The 16,498-nt window shown below is 68.9% G+C and carries 15 protein-coding genes; 4 read left to right on the top strand and 11 right to left on the bottom strand.

Features of this window, described 5'->3' with window-relative positions; all coding sequences use genetic code 11:
- Nucleotides 1-41: 41 nt before the first annotated feature.
- Genes ACV229_RS20900 through ACV229_RS20885 form a run of 4 tightly spaced genes read right to left on the bottom strand, consistent with a single transcriptional unit; the run spans nt 42 to nt 3,455 of the window.
- Nucleotides 42-1,484, bottom strand: a complete 1,443-nt coding sequence (locus ACV229_RS20900) for an alginate export family protein (RefSeq protein ID WP_448085003.1) — start codon at nt 1,482-1,484, stop codon at nt 42-44.
- A 14-nt stretch (nt 1,485-1,498) separates the two neighbouring features.
- The gene (locus tag ACV229_RS20895; RefSeq protein ID WP_448085002.1) at nt 1,499-2,446 is read right to left on the bottom strand and encodes a VOC family protein; all 948 of its coding nucleotides are present in this window, start codon (nt 2,444-2,446) and stop codon (nt 1,499-1,501) included.
- A gap of 47 nt (nt 2,447-2,493) precedes the next feature.
- Nucleotides 2,494-3,237 (bottom strand): YoaK family protein, encoded by a 744-nt coding sequence (locus tag ACV229_RS20890; protein ID WP_448085001.1) that lies wholly within the window; start codon nt 3,235-3,237, stop codon nt 2,494-2,496.
- Complete coding sequence (locus ACV229_RS20885; protein ID WP_448085000.1) at nt 3,219-3,455, bottom strand: DUF1427 family protein; 237 nt, start codon at nt 3,453-3,455, stop codon at nt 3,219-3,221. Before ACV229_RS20885 ends, ACV229_RS20890 begins: the two co-directional genes overlap by 19 nt.
- 201 nt (nt 3,456-3,656) lie before the next feature.
- Here ACV229_RS20885 and ACV229_RS20880 point away from each other — a divergent pair, with 201 nt between their 5' ends.
- Complete coding sequence (locus tag ACV229_RS20880; protein WP_448084999.1) at nt 3,657-4,379, top strand: TetR/AcrR family transcriptional regulator; 723 nt, start codon at nt 3,657-3,659, stop codon at nt 4,377-4,379.
- A 104-nt stretch (nt 4,380-4,483) separates the two neighbouring features.
- On the opposite strand, the gene ACV229_RS20875 is transcribed toward ACV229_RS20880, so the two are convergent.
- From ACV229_RS20875 to ACV229_RS20860, 4 genes are all read right to left on the bottom strand, one after another.
- Nucleotides 4,484-5,347, bottom strand: coding sequence for a fumarylacetoacetate hydrolase family protein (locus ACV229_RS20875; protein WP_448084998.1), 864 nt, complete (start codon nt 5,345-5,347; stop codon nt 4,484-4,486).
- A gap of 127 nt (nt 5,348-5,474) precedes the next feature.
- Entirely contained in the window at nt 5,475-6,803 is a 1,329-nt protein-coding gene (glcF, locus tag ACV229_RS20870; protein WP_448084997.1) for a glycolate oxidase subunit GlcF, read from the bottom strand.
- A gap of 1 nt (nt 6,804) precedes the next feature.
- A complete protein-coding gene (gene glcE, locus ACV229_RS20865) occupies nt 6,805-8,022 on the bottom strand; it encodes a glycolate oxidase subunit GlcE (protein ID WP_448084996.1) in 1,218 nt (405 codons plus the stop codon).
- A gap of 9 nt (nt 8,023-8,031) precedes the next feature.
- Nucleotides 8,032-9,519 carry an FAD-linked oxidase C-terminal domain-containing protein gene (locus ACV229_RS20860; RefSeq protein WP_448085131.1) on the bottom strand — a complete coding sequence of 496 codons (1,488 nt, stop codon included), beginning with the start codon at nt 9,517-9,519 and terminating at the stop codon, nt 8,032-8,034.
- 297 nt (nt 9,520-9,816) lie between these two features.
- On the opposite strand from ACV229_RS20860, the gene ACV229_RS20855 reads away from it, so the two are divergent.
- Both ACV229_RS20855 and ACV229_RS20850 read left to right on the top strand, forming a co-directional pair.
- The gene (locus ACV229_RS20855; RefSeq protein WP_448084995.1) at nt 9,817-10,692 is read left to right on the top strand and encodes an alpha/beta fold hydrolase; all 876 of its coding nucleotides are present in this window, start codon (nt 9,817-9,819) and stop codon (nt 10,690-10,692) included.
- Nucleotides 10,693-10,783: 91 nt separating this feature from the next.
- Nucleotides 10,784-11,938, top strand: a complete 1,155-nt coding sequence (locus ACV229_RS20850; protein WP_448084994.1) for an FAD binding domain-containing protein — start codon at nt 10,784-10,786, stop codon at nt 11,936-11,938.
- 135 nt (nt 11,939-12,073) lie between these two features.
- On the opposite strand, the gene ACV229_RS20845 is transcribed toward ACV229_RS20850, so the two are convergent.
- Nucleotides 12,074-12,793 carry an alpha/beta fold hydrolase gene (locus ACV229_RS20845; protein ID WP_448084993.1) on the bottom strand — a complete coding sequence of 240 codons (720 nt, stop codon included), beginning with the start codon at nt 12,791-12,793 and terminating at the stop codon, nt 12,074-12,076.
- A 406-nt stretch (nt 12,794-13,199) separates the two neighbouring features.
- On the opposite strand from ACV229_RS20845, the gene ACV229_RS20840 reads away from it, so the two are divergent.
- Nucleotides 13,200-14,066: a helix-turn-helix domain-containing protein gene (locus tag ACV229_RS20840; RefSeq protein WP_448084992.1), complete on the top strand. Its 867-nt coding sequence runs from the start codon at nt 13,200-13,202 to the stop codon at nt 14,064-14,066.
- Nucleotides 14,067-14,184: 118 nt separating this feature from the next.
- On the opposite strand, the gene ACV229_RS20835 is transcribed toward ACV229_RS20840, so the two are convergent.
- Nucleotides 14,185-15,123 (bottom strand): fumarylacetoacetate hydrolase family protein, encoded by a 939-nt coding sequence (locus ACV229_RS20835; protein ID WP_448084991.1) that lies wholly within the window; start codon nt 15,121-15,123, stop codon nt 14,185-14,187.
- 64 nt (nt 15,124-15,187) lie between these two features.
- Nucleotides 15,188-16,495 (bottom strand): MFS transporter, encoded by a 1,308-nt coding sequence (locus tag ACV229_RS20830; RefSeq protein ID WP_448084990.1) that lies wholly within the window; start codon nt 16,493-16,495, stop codon nt 15,188-15,190.
- Nucleotides 16,496-16,498 lie beyond the last annotated feature (3 nt).

Genomic DNA, 16,498 nt, shown 5'->3' with positions numbered 1-16,498 from the left:
CGAATCCCGCCCGCTGTGCCCGCCAACCGCGCCGGCGGACCTCACCAACCGAACTTCGCCTCGACGCCGACATAGTCGGCGTTGCGTGCGCCGAGCGCACGAATCGAACTGCCGACCTCGAAGTGAACGGCCTCGACGGCCAGCGCGACGTTCGCATTGACGGCCCAGTCCGCGCGCACCTGCGCATACATGCCGGTATACGCGTTGCCCTTGCCGGCCGTGCCCGGCACGGCCATCATTCCCTGCGCGTAGATCGAATCCGCGGTTGTCGCGCGCCACTGGAACCCGACCGCGGTCAGCAGCGTGACCGTCGGCGTGGCCCTGAACGTCAGCGACGGCTTCACGTGAATCAGGTTGCTGTAGCCCGTATAGCCGGCAAGCGTGAAGTAATAGCCGTTCGGAAACAGCGGATTGAAGGTCCCCACCCGTCCGTCGCCAGGATGCGTGTCGCCGGATGCGCCGTCGATCTGCAGGCCGACGCGCGCCCTGCCCGCCGTCGACGCCAGCGTATAGCCGCTCAGGATGCCGAACGCCCATGCACCGATCGTGTCCTGCCCGACGCGTCCTGTCTGGAACATCGTCTCGGCGTCCCAGTCGAACCCGCCCGCCTTCCCCGCATAGCGCAGGTCGAACACGTCGCGCCGCTCCGTGCCGGCCGCGCCGATGAAACGCGCGTTGTCCCGCGTGTAGCGGGACCAGTAGCCCGACAGTTCGCCGGGCCCGACGGCCGAGTGCTCGATGCGCACGCCGTCGAATCTCAGGTGCCGGTTCGACACGTCGTCGAACACCGCGTCGTTGCGCACCTGCACCGGGCGCGTCACGTAGCCGATCAGGCGCCACTTGCCGATTTCATAGTCGGCCCACAGCGCATCAAACGACTGGCGCACGTTCGGGCCATCCCGCACCGACACGAAACGCTGCAGGTCGAACGCCATCTGCTGGCGGCCGACGCGCGTCTTGAATGTGCCGCCGCCGATCCGGTCGACATAGGCGACGAACGCCTGCTCGATGTCGAGCGTATTCCGGTCCACCGGCGACACGGTGTCCTTGCCGAACGGCCGTGCATCGGCAAACTGGACGAACGCCTGCAGATGTCCGCGGTATCGCAGGTCCGCATGCACTTCGGTGCGCTGGATCACGTAGTTGTCGTCGTGCGCGCCGCCGAGGCCGAACAGCGGCGCGTTGTTCAGCTCGAAGCGCTCGCGCAGGTTCGCGCCGAGCGACAGATAGGTGGACGGATCGCCGCCCAGCGGCACGTACTTCAGCGCGTCGAACGGCTTGCGCGGTACGCACGGATCGGCGAGCGCCGACCAGTTTTCCTGCCAGCGGTTGAACATCACCGAAGGCCGTTTCGTACCGCACACCGGCGGCGCGGCCGCGTCGGCGGCGCCTGCCTCCTGCGCGGCGGACGCACCGCCGCACTGCGTCAGCAGGCTGCCCGCCAGCACGACGCCCGACAGCGTCTGTTGCCATACACTCGACATCGGCCGGCGCCCCGTTACTTCGTCTGCTCGTGGATCTCGGCGATATAGCCGCCGGGAAACTCGACCATCGCCGTGCGGCCTTCGACGGCCGTATTCGGCTCGGACAGCACCTTCACGCCGGCGCTGCGCGCCTTCGCGAGCGTCGCGTCGAGATCCGCGACCTGATAGCCGGTCACCTCGCGGCCGTACGGATAAGGCAGGCGGCCGTCGGTGACGAACACGAGCATGTTGCCGAAGCCCGAGCGGATCCGCACCCGCCGGATCTTGTCGCCCGGACGGCCGATTTCGGCGCCGTCCGCACGACGGCTGTCGGACACGACGGTGCCGTGCGAGAAGCGCACGTAACGCTTGATGAAGCTGTCGGCCATGTACGGCGACACATAGACGCGGTTGTCCGGCACCCGCTCGAGCGGCCCGTACGTCGGCGCCTTCGTGTGCCAGTACAGCTGCATCGTGAGACCGCCCGGCCACTGGATCACCGCATCCTTGCCGATCGGATCGTCGAACGTGTCGACGATCACGTCGGCGCCCGCGCTGCGTGCCGCGCGCACGGCCTGATCCATGTCGGTGACGAGATAGCCGGTGCGCTCGCTGCCGAACGGATAAGGCACGGGCGTCTCGAACGCGAACACCGACAGCATCCCGACCGGCGTCTGCACATACTGCGATGCCGTCTTGCTCGGCGTCGGCGTGACCGTGAAGACCGCGCGTTGCGACGCCTTGCCGCCGAACGTCGCGATGAAGCTGTCCACGAACGCGTCGATCTGCTCGCCGGGCACGTACACGTGCGTCGTCGAGTATTGCGAACCGACCGACACGACCGGCATGCGCGCGGCGCCGGTATCGAGATGCGTGACGTCGGCGAGCGCCGGCGTCACGGTCGACACCGCGCCGAGCATCGCCATCGACACCGCCGCGATACGTGCAATACGAAGCACGCTTCGCACATTCACTGAACTCATCTAGTTCTCCTTATTGTCAATGCGTGCAGCGACATGCTGCACCGGTTTCAGCGCAGTAGCGGCCGCGCTGCCGGCCTGCCTGACTGGTACGCGAGGAAGACCAGCGCCGCGAGCGGCAGCGCCAGCGCCCAGAACGACGCGAGCAGATAGCCCGTGGCGCCCGCGAGCGCGCCGAGCGCGAAGCCGGCGACCGGCGGCAGCGTGCGCCACAACCTCGCGCGCGCCGCGTCGCGATCGGCTGGCGCGGCGAGCGGCACGAGCCAGTCGAACGCATCGATGACGGCCTGCGTGACGTTGCCCGTCATCACGGTGTTCGCGACGACCGAGCGGGCGGTCAGCCGTCCGTGCGCGTTCTGCACGCCCATCGCCGCCGCGCCGAGCAGGCCGCATGCGATCGTCAGCGGCGCGTCCGCGTCGCCGACCGGCGACGACAGCACGCCCGCGAGCATGAAGGCCGCCAGCAGCACGGCCTGCAGCGCATACAGCGCACGGGCGCGCGCGCCGTGTCCGTGCGCAAGCATGCGGTGGTCCAGCACGCGCGCGCCGACGATCCCCGCAATGAACGCGGGAAACGCGAGCCACTTGATCGCGAGGCCGTTCCCGGCGCCCGCGAGGCCCGAGCCGATCAGGATGAAATTGCCGGTGACGTGCGCGGTGAACAGGCCGAACAGCGCGACGAAGCCGAGCGTGTCGACGTAGCCCGCGATCGATGCGAGAAACGTATCCTCGCCGCGCACGCGGTCGGACTTCGCCGCGGCCGCGCTGGCCGTGCTTACTTGTCCTTGCTGCACGGCGCGGTGCCCGGGCAGTTGACGTCGGCGGGCGCCTGCTGCACCTGCGCAGTCGGCGGCCGAAGCTGCGCCTGCACGAACGGGATCGCGTGCTCGCCGAGCACGATGCCGAGCAGGCCCATCAGCGCGATCAGCGGCGGCGCGGGCGATTGCACGCGCACCAGGGAATACAGCAGGCCGACGACGATGCCTGCAGCCAGCGAGATCAAATAGGGCATGGTCCACTCCGGTTTCGCCACCCTGCCCGGCAAGCCGGATTGCATCGCGCCGGGCCGATGTGGCGGTTCGGGAGCCAGACTAGTGAAAGCCATTCTTAAAGTCATGGTCACGCACTGAATTTTTCTGAATCCGCCGAATTCGGCCGCGCCTTGCTATTTTTCGATCGATAGTTAAGAATGCCCGTTGTCAGGAGCCCATGCATGAGCGAACGCAAGCGCAGCACGTCGTCCGTCAAACAGGAGACGGACACCCCCGGCACCGCGGTCCCGCCGGGCCGCAGACTCACGCCCGAGGCGCGCGAGCGGCAGATCGTCGAGAAGGCCGTCGAGCACTTCGCGACGCACGGCTTCTCCGGCAGCACGCGCGAACTCGCGCGCCAGATCGGCGTCACGCAGCCGCTGCTGTATCGCTACTTCCCGAGCAAGGAAGCGCTGATCGATCGCGTGTACGACGAGGTCTACACGTGGAATCCCGAGTGGGAAAAACTGATCGCCGACCGCTCGATCCCGCTGCAGGAACGGCTCGTCACGTTCTACCGCTCGTATGCGCAGACGATCCTGCGGCGCGAATGGATCCGCACGTTCATCTTCGCGGGGCTGAGCCGCGAAGGCTTCAACACGCGCTACCTGTCGCGGCTCCGGGAACGCGTGTTCCTGCCCGTGCTGCGCGAGTTGCGGCACGCGTACGACATCGTCACGCCGGCGTCGGCCGCGCAGCGCGACGCGGAAATCGAACTGATCTGGAGCCTGCACGCGAGCATCTTCTACCTGGGCGTCAGGAAGTGGGTCTACGGCCTGCCGGTGCCGGACGACCTCGACACCGAGATCGAGCGGCAGATCGACGCGTTCCTGCACGGCACGCCGGCCGCGCTGAAGCAGCTCGCTGGCGGCGGCGCGCCGGGTGCGCGCCGCAAGCGCGCGTGACGCACTGCCGATACCCCTGACGCGCCGGACGGGGCTGACGGAGCTGACCGAACTGACCGAGCTGGCACAAGGGGCGACCAGCCGGCGCGTCAGCCCACGTCGCGTCAGGCGGCCGACGCGGCATTCGCGACCGGATTGCGCAGCACGCCGATCCGTTCGATCTCGACCTCGCACACGTCGCCCGCCTTCATCCACAGCTGCGGATCGCGCGCCATGCCGATGCCGGCCGGCGTGCCGGTGACGATCACGTCGCCGGCCTGCAGCGTCATCACTTCGCTCAGCAGCGTGACCAGCGTCTCCACGTCGAAGATCATGTCCGACGTCGATGCGTGCTGGACGACTTCGCCGTTCAGGCGCGTCTCGATCCTCAGCCCCTTGCAGCCGCGCGGCAGCGCATCGGCCGTGACGAACCACGGCCCGAACGCGCCCGTGCCGTCGAAGTTCTTACCCATCGTCCATTGCGGCGTGCGGAATTGATAGTCGCGCAGCGTCGCGTCGTTGAACAGCGAATAGCCGGCGACGTGGTCGAGCGCGCGCTCGCGCGCGATATTCCGGCCACCCGTGCCGATCACGGCGACCAGTTCGCCCTCGTAATCGAGCTCCGACGACTGCGGCGGCAGCGCGATCGGCTCGCCGTGGCCGATCAGGCTCGACGCGAACCGCGCGAACACGGTCGGATACGTCTGTTTCGCGAAGCCGGTCTCGGTCGAGTGATCGACGTAGTTGAGCCCGACGCACAGGATCTTGTTCGGCCGCCCGAACGGCGGCAGCACCCGCACCGCGTCGAGCTTGACCGGCACGCCGCGCGCGAGACGCTCCGCAACCGCTGCAAGATCGGCGCCCTGCGCGAGCAACGCATCCAGGTCGCCCGGATAGCCCGTGTCGCCGGCCGCCAGGCCGGCCCAGTTTCCGTTCCGTTCGACGGCCAGGCCGCGACGTCCTTCCTTTTCATAGGCTGCAAATCGCATCGCACGCTCCTTGTTCGACGCCCGCGCGGGCGCCGGTTTCTCGCCAGTGTCAGCAAGCTTCATGGACACGCGCACGCCGGCCCCGATGGCCGATGCCCGCCGTCCCCCGTTTCACATGAGGCCGCCGTCAGCCGGAACCCCGGGCCCGGCGCACGGCGGCGCTGTCGCGCAATGCATCGGGCACCGGACCGCCCGTCGCCCAGTCGAGCAGCTGCACCGTATGCACGAACGGAATCCCGGCCGCATCCGCGAGCTGGGTCATGCAGCCAATGTTGCCGCTTGCGGCGATCTCCGCGTCGGTCGAGCGGATCGCCGCGACCTTGCGCCGTTTCAATTCGCCCGCGATCGCCGGCTGCAGCAGGTTGTACACGCCGGCCGACCCGCAGCACATGAAGCTGTCCGGCGGCTGCACGACGTCGAAGCCCGCATCGCGCAACAGGTCGAGCGGCGGCCGCACGATCCGCTGCCCGTGCTGCATCGAGCACGCGGCGTGATAGACGACCCGTAACCCGGGCGGCACGACCGGCGTCTTCAGCCCGAGCGGCGCGACGAATTCCGAAATGTCCTTCGCGAGCGCGCTGACCCGCGCGGCCTTGTCCTTCCATGCCGGATCGAGCCGCAGCGCATGCCCGTAGGCCTTCAGCGACGTGCCGCAGCCGGACGTGTTGACGATGATCGCGTCGAGCCCGTCCGGCCCGTCGGCCTCCCGCAGCCACGCGTCGATGTTGGCCTTCACCATCGGCAGCGCGCGCTCGTCGAGTCCCATGTGCTCCGCCGGCGCGCCGCAGCATCCGGCGCCGCGCGCGACGACGACCTCGATGCCGTGCCGCTGCAGCAGCCGGATCGTCGCTTCGTTGATCGCCGGATCCAGCACGGTCTGCACGCAGCCGTTCAGCAGGCTGACCCGTGCGCGGCGTTTTCCCTGCGCGGGAAACACCTGCGGGCGGTCGACAGCGCTCGCGGCCGGCAGCGGCGCGACGGGCGTCATGTCGAGCATCGCCCGCAGCGGCCCGGCAAACGCCGAGCGCAGCGGGCGGAACAGCTTGCCCGCCGCCAGCGCAGCGCGGAACAGGCGCGGGCTCGGGATCAGCACGGTCAGCGCGCGACGGATCGCGCGCTGCGCGAGCGGCCGGCGGTAATGGGTCTCGACGTATTCGCGGCCATGCGCGATCAGCTTCGAATACTGGACATCCGACGGGCAGATCGCTTCGCACGCGAGACACGTCAGGCAGCGGTCGAGATGCTCGACCGTCTTCGGGTCGGGCGCGCCGCCCGTCTCGTACATGTTCCGCATCAGCACGATGCGGCCGCGCGGGCTGTCGTTCTCGTCGTGCCGCACCTGATACGTCGGGCAGTGCGACAGGCAGGTGCCGCAATGCACGCAGGTGCGGATGATGTCGTTCGACAGCGCGATGTCGGGGTCGGCGAGCGCTGCGTCGCCGATGCGGGTTCTCATGTCACGCTGCTCCCATATCGATGGGTTCGAGCCTGCCCGGATTGAGCACGCAATTCGGATCGAAGGTCTGCCGCACGCGCTCGCCGAGCGCGCGCAGTCCGGCCGGGCGCGGATGAAACGCGCGGACCTCGCGCCGCAACGCCGCCGGCGCGCGGAACAGGCACGCTTGTCCGCCGGCCGCTTCGACGGCCTGCCGGAGCGTTGCGGACTGTGCGGCCACGCCCGCGGCATCCGTCCGGACGAACACGAGGCTGCCGCCCCAGTCGTAGATCGCTTGTCCGCCCAGCGATGCGACGATGCGCGGCGCGTGCGTTGCGGGCAGCATCAGACGCCACACGCACGCGTCGCGGTCGCCGGCGAACGCATGCAGGTCGCGCAGCGCGCGCCAGAACGTGCGGCTCGCGTCGCCGTCGATCATGCGCAGCGGCGCAACGCGGCCGACGCGCTGCACGAGTTCCGTCCGGCGCCCGGCGACGGACGCGCCGAACCCCTCGAGCCGCAATGCGGTCGTCGGCGGGTCGCCGAGGAAGCCGCCGACGTGCGCGGCCGCGCTGACCTCGAACGGCAGGCGCAGTGCATCGCCGAGCCAGCCGATCGCCGTCTCGTCGTCGAGCCCGTCGGCCAGCAGCGTGATCTCGTCCGGCCACGCGGGCTGCACCTTCAGCGTGACCGACGCGAGCGCGGCCAGGGTACCGAACGAGCCCGTCATCAGGCGCGGCACGTCATAGCCGGTCACGTTCTTCACGGTCCGCCCGCCGCCCTTGAACGCCTCGCCGCGGCCGTTCACGCCCTCCACGCCCAGCACCGCGTCGCGCGCAGCGCCGGACAGGATGCGCCGGGGGCCGGCGAGATTGCAGGCCACGATGCCGCCGATCGTGTCCCGCTCCAGTTCGCCGCCGAAGAACGCGCCGTAGTCGGGCGGCTCGAACGCGAGCTGCTGGCGATGCGCGGCCAGCGCCGCGCGCACTGTCGCAACCGGCGTGCCGGCGCGCACCTTGATCACGAGTTCCTCGGGTTCGTAGAAGTCGATGCCCGACATCGCGGACAGGTCGAGCAGCGCATCCGCCCGCACCGGTTCGCCGAACGCGCGCTTCGTGCCGCCACCGACGATCTCGAACGAGCGCGCGTGCGGGTTCGCATCGGCAATGATGTCGACGAGGTCTGCGGTGTCTCGCGGGTGGATGCGCTCGAGGGTCGTGCCTGCGGCAATCTCGGACATGTCTGTTTCCTAGAAGCGCGGCACGTCCGCGAAGCGCAGGTTGCCGTCGCGGATGCGCATGCGGCCGAGCTCGACGCAACGGCACGGCGTCGGAAACATCTTGCCGGGATTGAGCAGCTCGTCCGGATCGAACGCGCACTTGAGCCGCTGCTGCTGCGCGAGATCGTTCGGCGCGAACTGATAGTCCATCAGGTCGCGCTTCTCGACGCCGACGCCGTGCTCGCCGCTCAGCACGCCGCCGAGATCGACGCACGCCCGCAGGATATCGGCGCCGAATGCCTCGGCTTTCTCCAGGTCGCCGGGCTTCGCGGCATCGAACAGCACCATCGGATGCAGGTTGCCGTCGCCCGCGTGAAAGCAGTTCGCGTAGCCGAGCCCGTGCCGTTTCGACAGGCTGTCGATCCGGCTCAGCATCTCGGCGAGCCGCCCGCGCGGGATCGTGCCGTCGGTCACGTAGATGTCGCGGGCCACCTTGCCCATCGCGCCGAACGCGAGCTTGCGGCCGCGCCACAGCCGTTCGCGTTCGGCTTCGGTCCGGCTGATCCGCAGGTCCGCGACGCCCGCTTCGCGCGCGATCCGCTCGACCTCGGCGGCGAGCGCGTCCACTTCGACCGCCGTGCCGTCCAGTTCGCACAGCAGCAGCGCCTCGACGCCGGGCGGCGGCACTTCGCCAAGCAGCGATGCGACCGCGTCGATCACCTTGCGGTCGACGAATTCGAGCCCCGCCGGCACGATCCCGTGGCCGATGATCGCGCCGACACAACGGCTCGCCTGCTCGACGTCGGCAAAGCCGAGCGACAGCACGCGCGCGAGCGGCGGCTCGGGCGTCAGGCGCACCGTGATCTCCGTCACGACGGCAAGCAGGCCTTCGGAGCCGATCAGCGCGCCGCACAGGTCGAACTCGCCGTCGGCGCCGCCGACGAACGCGCCGCCCGGCCTGATCACGTCGCCCGTGATCAGCACCGCCTCCAGCCCCGTGACGTGATTCGACGTGACGCCATACTTGAGGCAATGCACGCCGCCCGAGTTCTCGGCGACATTGCCGCCGATCGTCGAGATCGCCTGGCTCGACGGGTCCGGCATGTAGCACAGTCCGAGCGAACGGACGGCTTCGGTGACCCGCACGTTCTGCACGCCCGGCTGCACGCGCGCGACGCGATTCGTGGCGTCGATGTCGACGATCCGGTTCATCCGGGCGGTGCCGAGCACGATGCCGTCCTCGACGGGCAGCGCGCCGCCGGACAGCGACGTGCCCGATCCGCGCGGCACGACCTTGATGCGCTCCGCGTGACAGTACGCGAGCACGCGGCTCACCTGCGCCGTCGTATCGGGCAGCACGACAAGCAGCGGCAACGCGCTGTACGCGGTCAGTCCGTCGCATTCGTACGGACGCCGTTCCGCTTCGCTGTCGAGCACCCACTCGTCGCCGACGATCGCGCGCAGATCGCGTGCAATCGCCGCGCGGCGCTTCACGACGGACGAATCGACATGCGGCATCTTCACGTTTCGGTTCCTCCGGCGGTCGGACAGGTCATCACGGGTCATCGCGTGCAAGCGGCGGCTCTCGCGCGCCGGGGCGTCGCACGCTGCGCCACCCATGCAGCGCATTAGAGGACGTGCGGGGCCGGACGACAACTTAATCGTCTTGAAGTGCTGAACGCGTTGCCGCGCGCGTGCGGGCCTCGACACGTTTCAGAACAATTCATGCGACCTCGCGCGCGGCTTCGCCTATGCTCGAACAGCATTCGCGCCGCCGCACCGGCCGCGCGCCCCGATCCGAACAGGGACCTGCCCATGACTCACGACTCGCCTGCGATCGCGCATCACACCGTCACCGCGAACGGCATCCGCCAGCATTTCATCGACGCGGGCAGCGGGCCCGTCGTCGTGCTGCTGCACGGCTTCCCGGAAACCAGCTTTGCGTGGCGCTTCCAGATTCCCGTGCTGGCCCGGCGCTATCGCGTGATCGCGCCCGATTTGCGCGGCTACGGCGAGAGCGACAAGCCTGCGTCCGGCTACGACAAGCGCAACATGGCGCGCGATCTCGCCGCGCTGCTCGACGCGCTCGGCATCGGCCGCATCGCGCTGGTCGGGCACGATCGCGGCGCGCGCGTCGCGACGCGTTTCGCGAAGGACCATCCTGAGCGTCTCGACCGGCTCGTCGTGATGGACAACGTGCCGACGCGCGTCGTCGCGCAGAACATGACGGCACAGACGGCCCGCGCGTACTGGTTCTTCCTGTTCCATCAGGTGCCGGACCTGCCGGAAACGCTGATCGCGGGCAAGGAAGCCGAATGGCTCAGCCATTTCTTTTCCGACTGGTGCTACAACCCGCATGCGATCTCCGGCGACGCGTTCGACACGTATGTGCGCGCGTATCGACGGCCCGGCGCGGTGCGCGGCGCGATGGCGGATTACCGCGCGAACGCGGAAGATGTCAAACAGGACCTCGCCGATGCGGATGTCAGGATCGCGTGTCCGACCATGGCGCTCTGGGGCGAGGATTTCTACGCGGTCGGCAAGATGTTCGACATGAAATCGGTATGGGAAGGCATGGCGACGAACCTGCGCGCCGAGCCCATCGCGCAATGCGGGCATCTCCCGCAGGAAGAGCAGCCCGAGCGCGTCAATGCGCTGCTGCTGGATTTCCTGCAAGGCTGGGAAGGGTGATCCTCGGCCGCACGCACGCCCCTGCCGGCGACAGGGCCAACCCGGATCGGGCTCACGATGCACGTGCCCCGGCCCTCGACAGGAGCGACGCATGAACGACGCATCGGGACCGCAAGCCATCGTGATCGGCGGGTCGGTGGGTGGACTCTTCACCGCGCACGCGCTGCGCGCGACCGGCTGGCGCGTCAAGGTGTTCGAGCAATCGCCGAACGAGCTGGACAGCCGCGGCGGCGGCATCGTGCTGCAATCGCCGATCGTCAACGCGTTCGCGTTCGGGCACGTGCCGGTGCCGCGCGACGCGGGCGTCGATTCGATCGACCGGATCTACCTCGACGAAAGCGACCAGATCGTGCAGCGCTTTCGCATGCCGCAGACCCAGACCGCATGGAACGTGATCTACACCGCGCTCAAGCGCGCGCTGCCCGCGGACGTCGTGTTCGCGGGCGAGACCTTCGACCGGCTCGAGCAGGATGATGCGTGCGTGACCGCGCATTTCGCGAGCGGCCGCATCGAGCAGGCGGAGCTGCTCGTCGGTGCCGACGGGGGCCGCTCCCGCGTGCGCGCGCAACTGCTGCCCGACGTGCAGCCCGACTACGCGGGCTACGTCGCGTGGCGCGGGCTCGTCGACGAACACGAGCTGCCGGACGCGGTGCTGCACGTGCTGCGCGACCGCTTCACGTTCCAGCAGGGCGACGCGCACCTGTTCCTGACCTATCTGGTGCCCGGCCGCGACGGCACCGTCGAGCCGGGCAAGCGGCGCGTGAACTGGGTCTGGTACCGGCGTCTCGCGCACGACCGGCTGCCGGCGCTGTTCCTCGCGCAGGACGGCACGCAGCGCGACGGATCGCTGCCGCCCGGCGCGATGCGCGACGACAACCGGCTCGAACTCGTGGATGCGGGCCGCCGGCTGCTCGCCCCGACGCTCGCCGCGCTCGTCGACGCGACGCACGCGCCGTTCGCGCAGGCGATCCTGGATCTCGACGTCGAACGGATGGCGTTCGGTCGCGCGGTCCTGCTCGGCGATGCGGCCTGCCTCGTGCGGCCGCATACGGCGGCCGGCGTCGCGAAAGCGGCCGACAACGCGGTCGGGCTCGCGGACGCGCTGCGGGATGTGGCGCACGGGGCGGCGAAAAGGACGGCGTTCGGCGCCGCGCTGTCGCGCTGGGAACGCACGCAGCGACGCATCAACGCGTCGCTGTCGGAGCTCGGGATCTCGCTCGGCACCCGCATCATGGGGCCGGCATGATTGTGCGTGCGTGCGCGCGTGTGCGTGCGGCGCGTCGCACGCACCACGCACGTCGTGCTCAGGCGATCGTGTCCACCACGCCGCCATCGACCCACAACGCGGCGCCGGCCAACTCCGCACGAAACGGCGTATCCATCAGCGTCCGTAACGCAGCAGGAAGTCCCTCAGCGGCGGATTGACCTGATGCGCGTGCGTCAGGTTCGGCGTATGCCCGGCCCCCGCCACGCTCACCAGCCCTTTGCAATTCGGCAGCCTCACGGCAAGTGCCTCGCCGCAGCGCGGATCGATCGCCGCGTCGGCATTGCCGTGGAAGACGATCGACGCATGCGTGATGTCGCCGAGCAGGCTCGTGATGTCGTCCCGCGTCGTCAGCGCATCGACCGGATGGTCGAAATGCTCACGCGGCAAGCGCAGCCATTTCTCGGTCCAGGCCGACGCCGGATAGTCGGGGCCGAGCAGAAACGCAGCCAGGTTGGCGGCGACGTTCGTGCCGCCGTTGCGCGCCCATTCGGCCCGCAACTGCTCGAACGATTCGATGACGGACCGGTCGTCGCGGTCGCTGCGCGTCGCGATCAGCGCGAGCGCGCGAAACCGGTCGGGCTCCAGCAGCGCGGCGCGCATCGACACGAACCCGCCCTGCGACATGCCGACCAGCGACGCCGACGCGATCTCGAGGTGATCCAGCAGGCCGATCAGGTCGCGCGCGGAATCCCAGTAGCTGAAAGGCCGGTCGGTCGGCCCGGTCGCGCCGAAGCCGCGCTGGTCCCACACGATGCACCGGAATGCGTCCCCCAGCGCGTCGACATTCGGCCGGAACATCTCGCCGTCCATCAGGAAGCCGTGGCTGAAGACCACGACGGGCCCACCCCGCGGACCAGACTCTTCATATGCAAAGCGGATGCCTTCGTGCTCAAACCATCCCATATCGCCCCTCTTCTCGTTCACCATGTGCCGTCATGCGCGTGATGCCGCGCGCCGGTCTCACTATCGCGCGACAGACGCGCGACGCGTTGACCGAATGAAGCGGTCGCTTGCCGCATCGTCCGAAAATGTCCGGAATTCGCGCTGAAACTGCCGCATGCCGTCGCCTCTCGGGCCGGCTTGTGTCTTGTACGGATTGACGCGCCGCGATTCATTTGATTAAGTGACATGCGTTGAGAATGCTTCGTTATGCTTTGCAACGTTCGATGGAACGGCAACGACCCCATAACGGGCATGCGCATGCCACGGTGGCATCGCACTGCAATGAAAGGAATCCGGTATGCCCCCCATGACGATCGATTCGGACAAGCCCGTCTGGATCCTGCAAGGCGACTTCGGCCGCGCGACGGTGAACTTCATCAGCCGCCCGCTCGTTGCGCATGCGCACGCGCAGTACCAGTTCCTGTTCAAGCTCGGCGGCGCCGACTGCGGCTTTCGCATCGGCGCCAACGAATACACGCTGACGAGCGACCGCGCGATCTGCATGAATCCGTGGATCGAGCACGCGAAAAGCGCGAACGGCGACATGCCGTCGCTGATCCTGTCGCTGGTCGTCGAGACGTCCTGGCTGCGTGCGCGGCTGCAGCTCGCGGAAGGCGGCCCCGCCGGCATCTTTCCGGAGGCTGCGGTCGTCGTCACGCCGGACGTGCGCCACCACGTCGAGCGCCTGGCCGCCGCGATCACCCACCACCTCGTCGCGCACGACGACGGCGGCCTGCCGATTCTCGAAGACCTCGTGTCCGCGCTCGGACGCGATTTCGCGGATCCGGCGCTGACGACGGGCATCGCGCCGTCCACGCGCCCCGTCGATTTCCGGATCCGCAAGGCGCTCGACTTCATCAAGCGCTCGCCGGTGCCGAATCCGAGCGTCGCGCAGGTCGCCGCGCAGGTCGGCCTGTCGCGCTCGCGCTTCTTCGAGCAGTTCCGCCGCTGCATGGGCATCTCGCCGCAGCATTACATCGACTGGGTGCGCATGTCGCATGCGATTCAACTGCTCGGCTCGAGCGACCGGCCGCTCGCCGACATCGCCGACGAGCTCGGCTTCGAGGAGCACAGCCATTTCACACGCTTCTTCTCGCAACACATGGGCGTGCCGCCGAGCGAATTCCGCCGTCATTCGGTCGTGCTCGGCAACTCGCAGGAATGAACGATGCGGGGCGCTCACCGCGCCCCGAAACAATCGGGCCCGGCCGCTGCGCCGGGCCCATGTTGTCGGCCCTTGTCGGCCCCCGTTGTCGCCCCACGTAGTCGGCCTGTCGCGCCGGCTATCGCGCCCCCTCCTTGAACGACGCATCGGCAACCACCGGATTGCGCAGCACGCCGAGGCCGTCGATCTCGACTTCGACCGAATCGCCCGGCCGCATGTGCACGAGCCCGGGCGTCGGGAACGGACCGTACTGGCGCGACAGGTCCTGGCCTTCGACGTCGCCGGGCTGCGGCTTCAGCGCGCCCGGCGTGCCCATCGCGATCAGGTCGCCCGGTCGCAGCCGGTAGCCGCGGCTCAGGTAGCTGATCGTGTGCGCGACGTCGATCAGCATGTCGTCGAGCGGCGCGCGCTGCCGGACGACGCCGTTGATGCGCGTCAGCACGGTATGCCGCGCGGGATCGCCGAATTCGTCCGGCGTCATCAGCCACGGACCGTAGGCGCCCGACGCCTCGAAATTCTTCCCGAGACCGAACTGGCGGTTGTGCATCTGGTATTCGCGCACCGATCCTTCGTTCAGGCACGTATAGCCGGCCACATGCTCCATCGCGCGCTCGACCGGGATGTAACGCCCCGGCTTGCCGATGACGACGCCCAGCTCGCCTTCGTAGTCGAATGCACGCGCAACCGGTTCCGGCGGCGCGACGATCGGCTCGCCCGCGCCGACGTATGACGCGGGGATGCGCAGGAACAGATGCGGATAGTCGGGGTTGGTCTGCAGGCCGGTCTCGGCGATATGGCTCTTGAAGTTCAGCGCGAGCGCCCACATCGCGTTCGGCCGGCTGAGAAACGGCTTGAGCGTCACGTCGGCGAGCGCGCGGTCGCCGGTGCGGCCTTCGGTCGCTTCGCGCAGGTGCGCGAGGCCACGGTCGTGCTCGAGGATCGCGATCAGGTCCGCCGGCAGGTCCGGCGCGACGTCCGCGACCGCGATGAAGTGGGTCGGGCTGGTGACGACGCCAAGCGCGGTGCGGCCGGCGTCGAGATAGGCAATGATTTTCATCGGTATGAGTCAGATCGAGTTAAGTGAAATGAAGTCAACGAAACGGGAAAGCGGCACGAACGGATCAGCGGCCCGGTGACGTGACTGCGGTAGCCGCAGCAGCACGGCGCCCGGCGACCGACAGCGCGCCGAGCACGACGATCGCCGCGCACGCGGGCACGATCGCGGTCAGCACGATGCTGCGCGGCGCCCAGCCGAGCGACAGCAGCGCACCGCCGATCGCGGGGCCGACGAACGAGCCGACGCGCCCGAGCGCATGGCCCCAGCCGACGCCGGTCGCGCGCAAGTGCTCGGGATAGAAGCCGACCGCCAGCGCGGTCTGGCCCATGATCCCGTTGACGAGCCCCGCGCCGATCGCGCCGATCAGCAGCAGCACGCCCGCCGGCGGAACGGCAACATGCGACAGCGTCGCGATACCCGCGATCACGACCACGATGCCGACCGTCAGTGCAGACTTCACGCGCACGGTGCCGGCGAGCGTCATTGCCGCGACCGCCGCGGTCATCAGCAGGTTGCCGCTGAGCCCGCCGATGCTGAACGCCGCCATCCCGGCCGGTGCGTGGTCGAGCGAAAAGCCGAACGACAGCAGCAGCGTCGGCAGCCAGAACAGCAGCGCATAGACGTCCATGAAGATCAGGAACGAGAACAGCCAGAGCAGCGCCGTGTAGGCCGCGAAGCCGTCGCCGAACAGCGCCTTGACCGGGTTCGCGCGCTGCTGCGGCGCACGCTCGGCGCGCGACGGCGCACCGGCCGGCAGGATCCGGTAGAACGCCGGCACGACGATGAACGGCAGCGCGCCGCCGAGCATGAACACCGCCTGCCAGCCGAACCGGTGCATCAGCGGGCCGCCGACGACACCGCCGATCACCGCGCCGACCGACATGCCGGTCGTCACGAGCAGCGACGCGGCAACCTTGTGCCGTGCGCCGATGATCGACGCCGACGCGGAGATTGCGATCGGCAGCGCGGCGCCCAGGCCGACCGCCGCGAGCACGCGCATCGCCGACAGCGCGGCGACGCTGCCCGCATACATCGTGAGCCATGTCGCGCCACCGAACAGCACGACGCTCGCGAAGCCGACGAGCCGATGGCCGAAGCGCTGCGCGAGCGGCCCCGTCACGATGAAGCCGAGCGCGGCGCCGACGTTCGTCGCGACGAACACCGGCGTGAACGCGGCGGCGCTCAACTGCCAGTCGTGCGCGAGCGTCGGCACGACGAACGAAATCGACGTCGTGTTGAAGCCGTCGAGCACCACGACGAGAAAACAGACGAACAGCGCGAAACGCCATCCGGTCGCACCGGCGGTGCTGCCGGTGCCCGCGTCGGGCCTCACGTCGCCGATCGCAACCGGCTTCGGGTCTTTCACATTCATGAT

This window comes from Burkholderia sp. MR1-5-21, assembly GCF_053427715.1.
The sequence above is the reverse complement of the archived record's forward strand: the minus strand, read 5'-3'. Positions and strand labels throughout refer to the sequence as shown.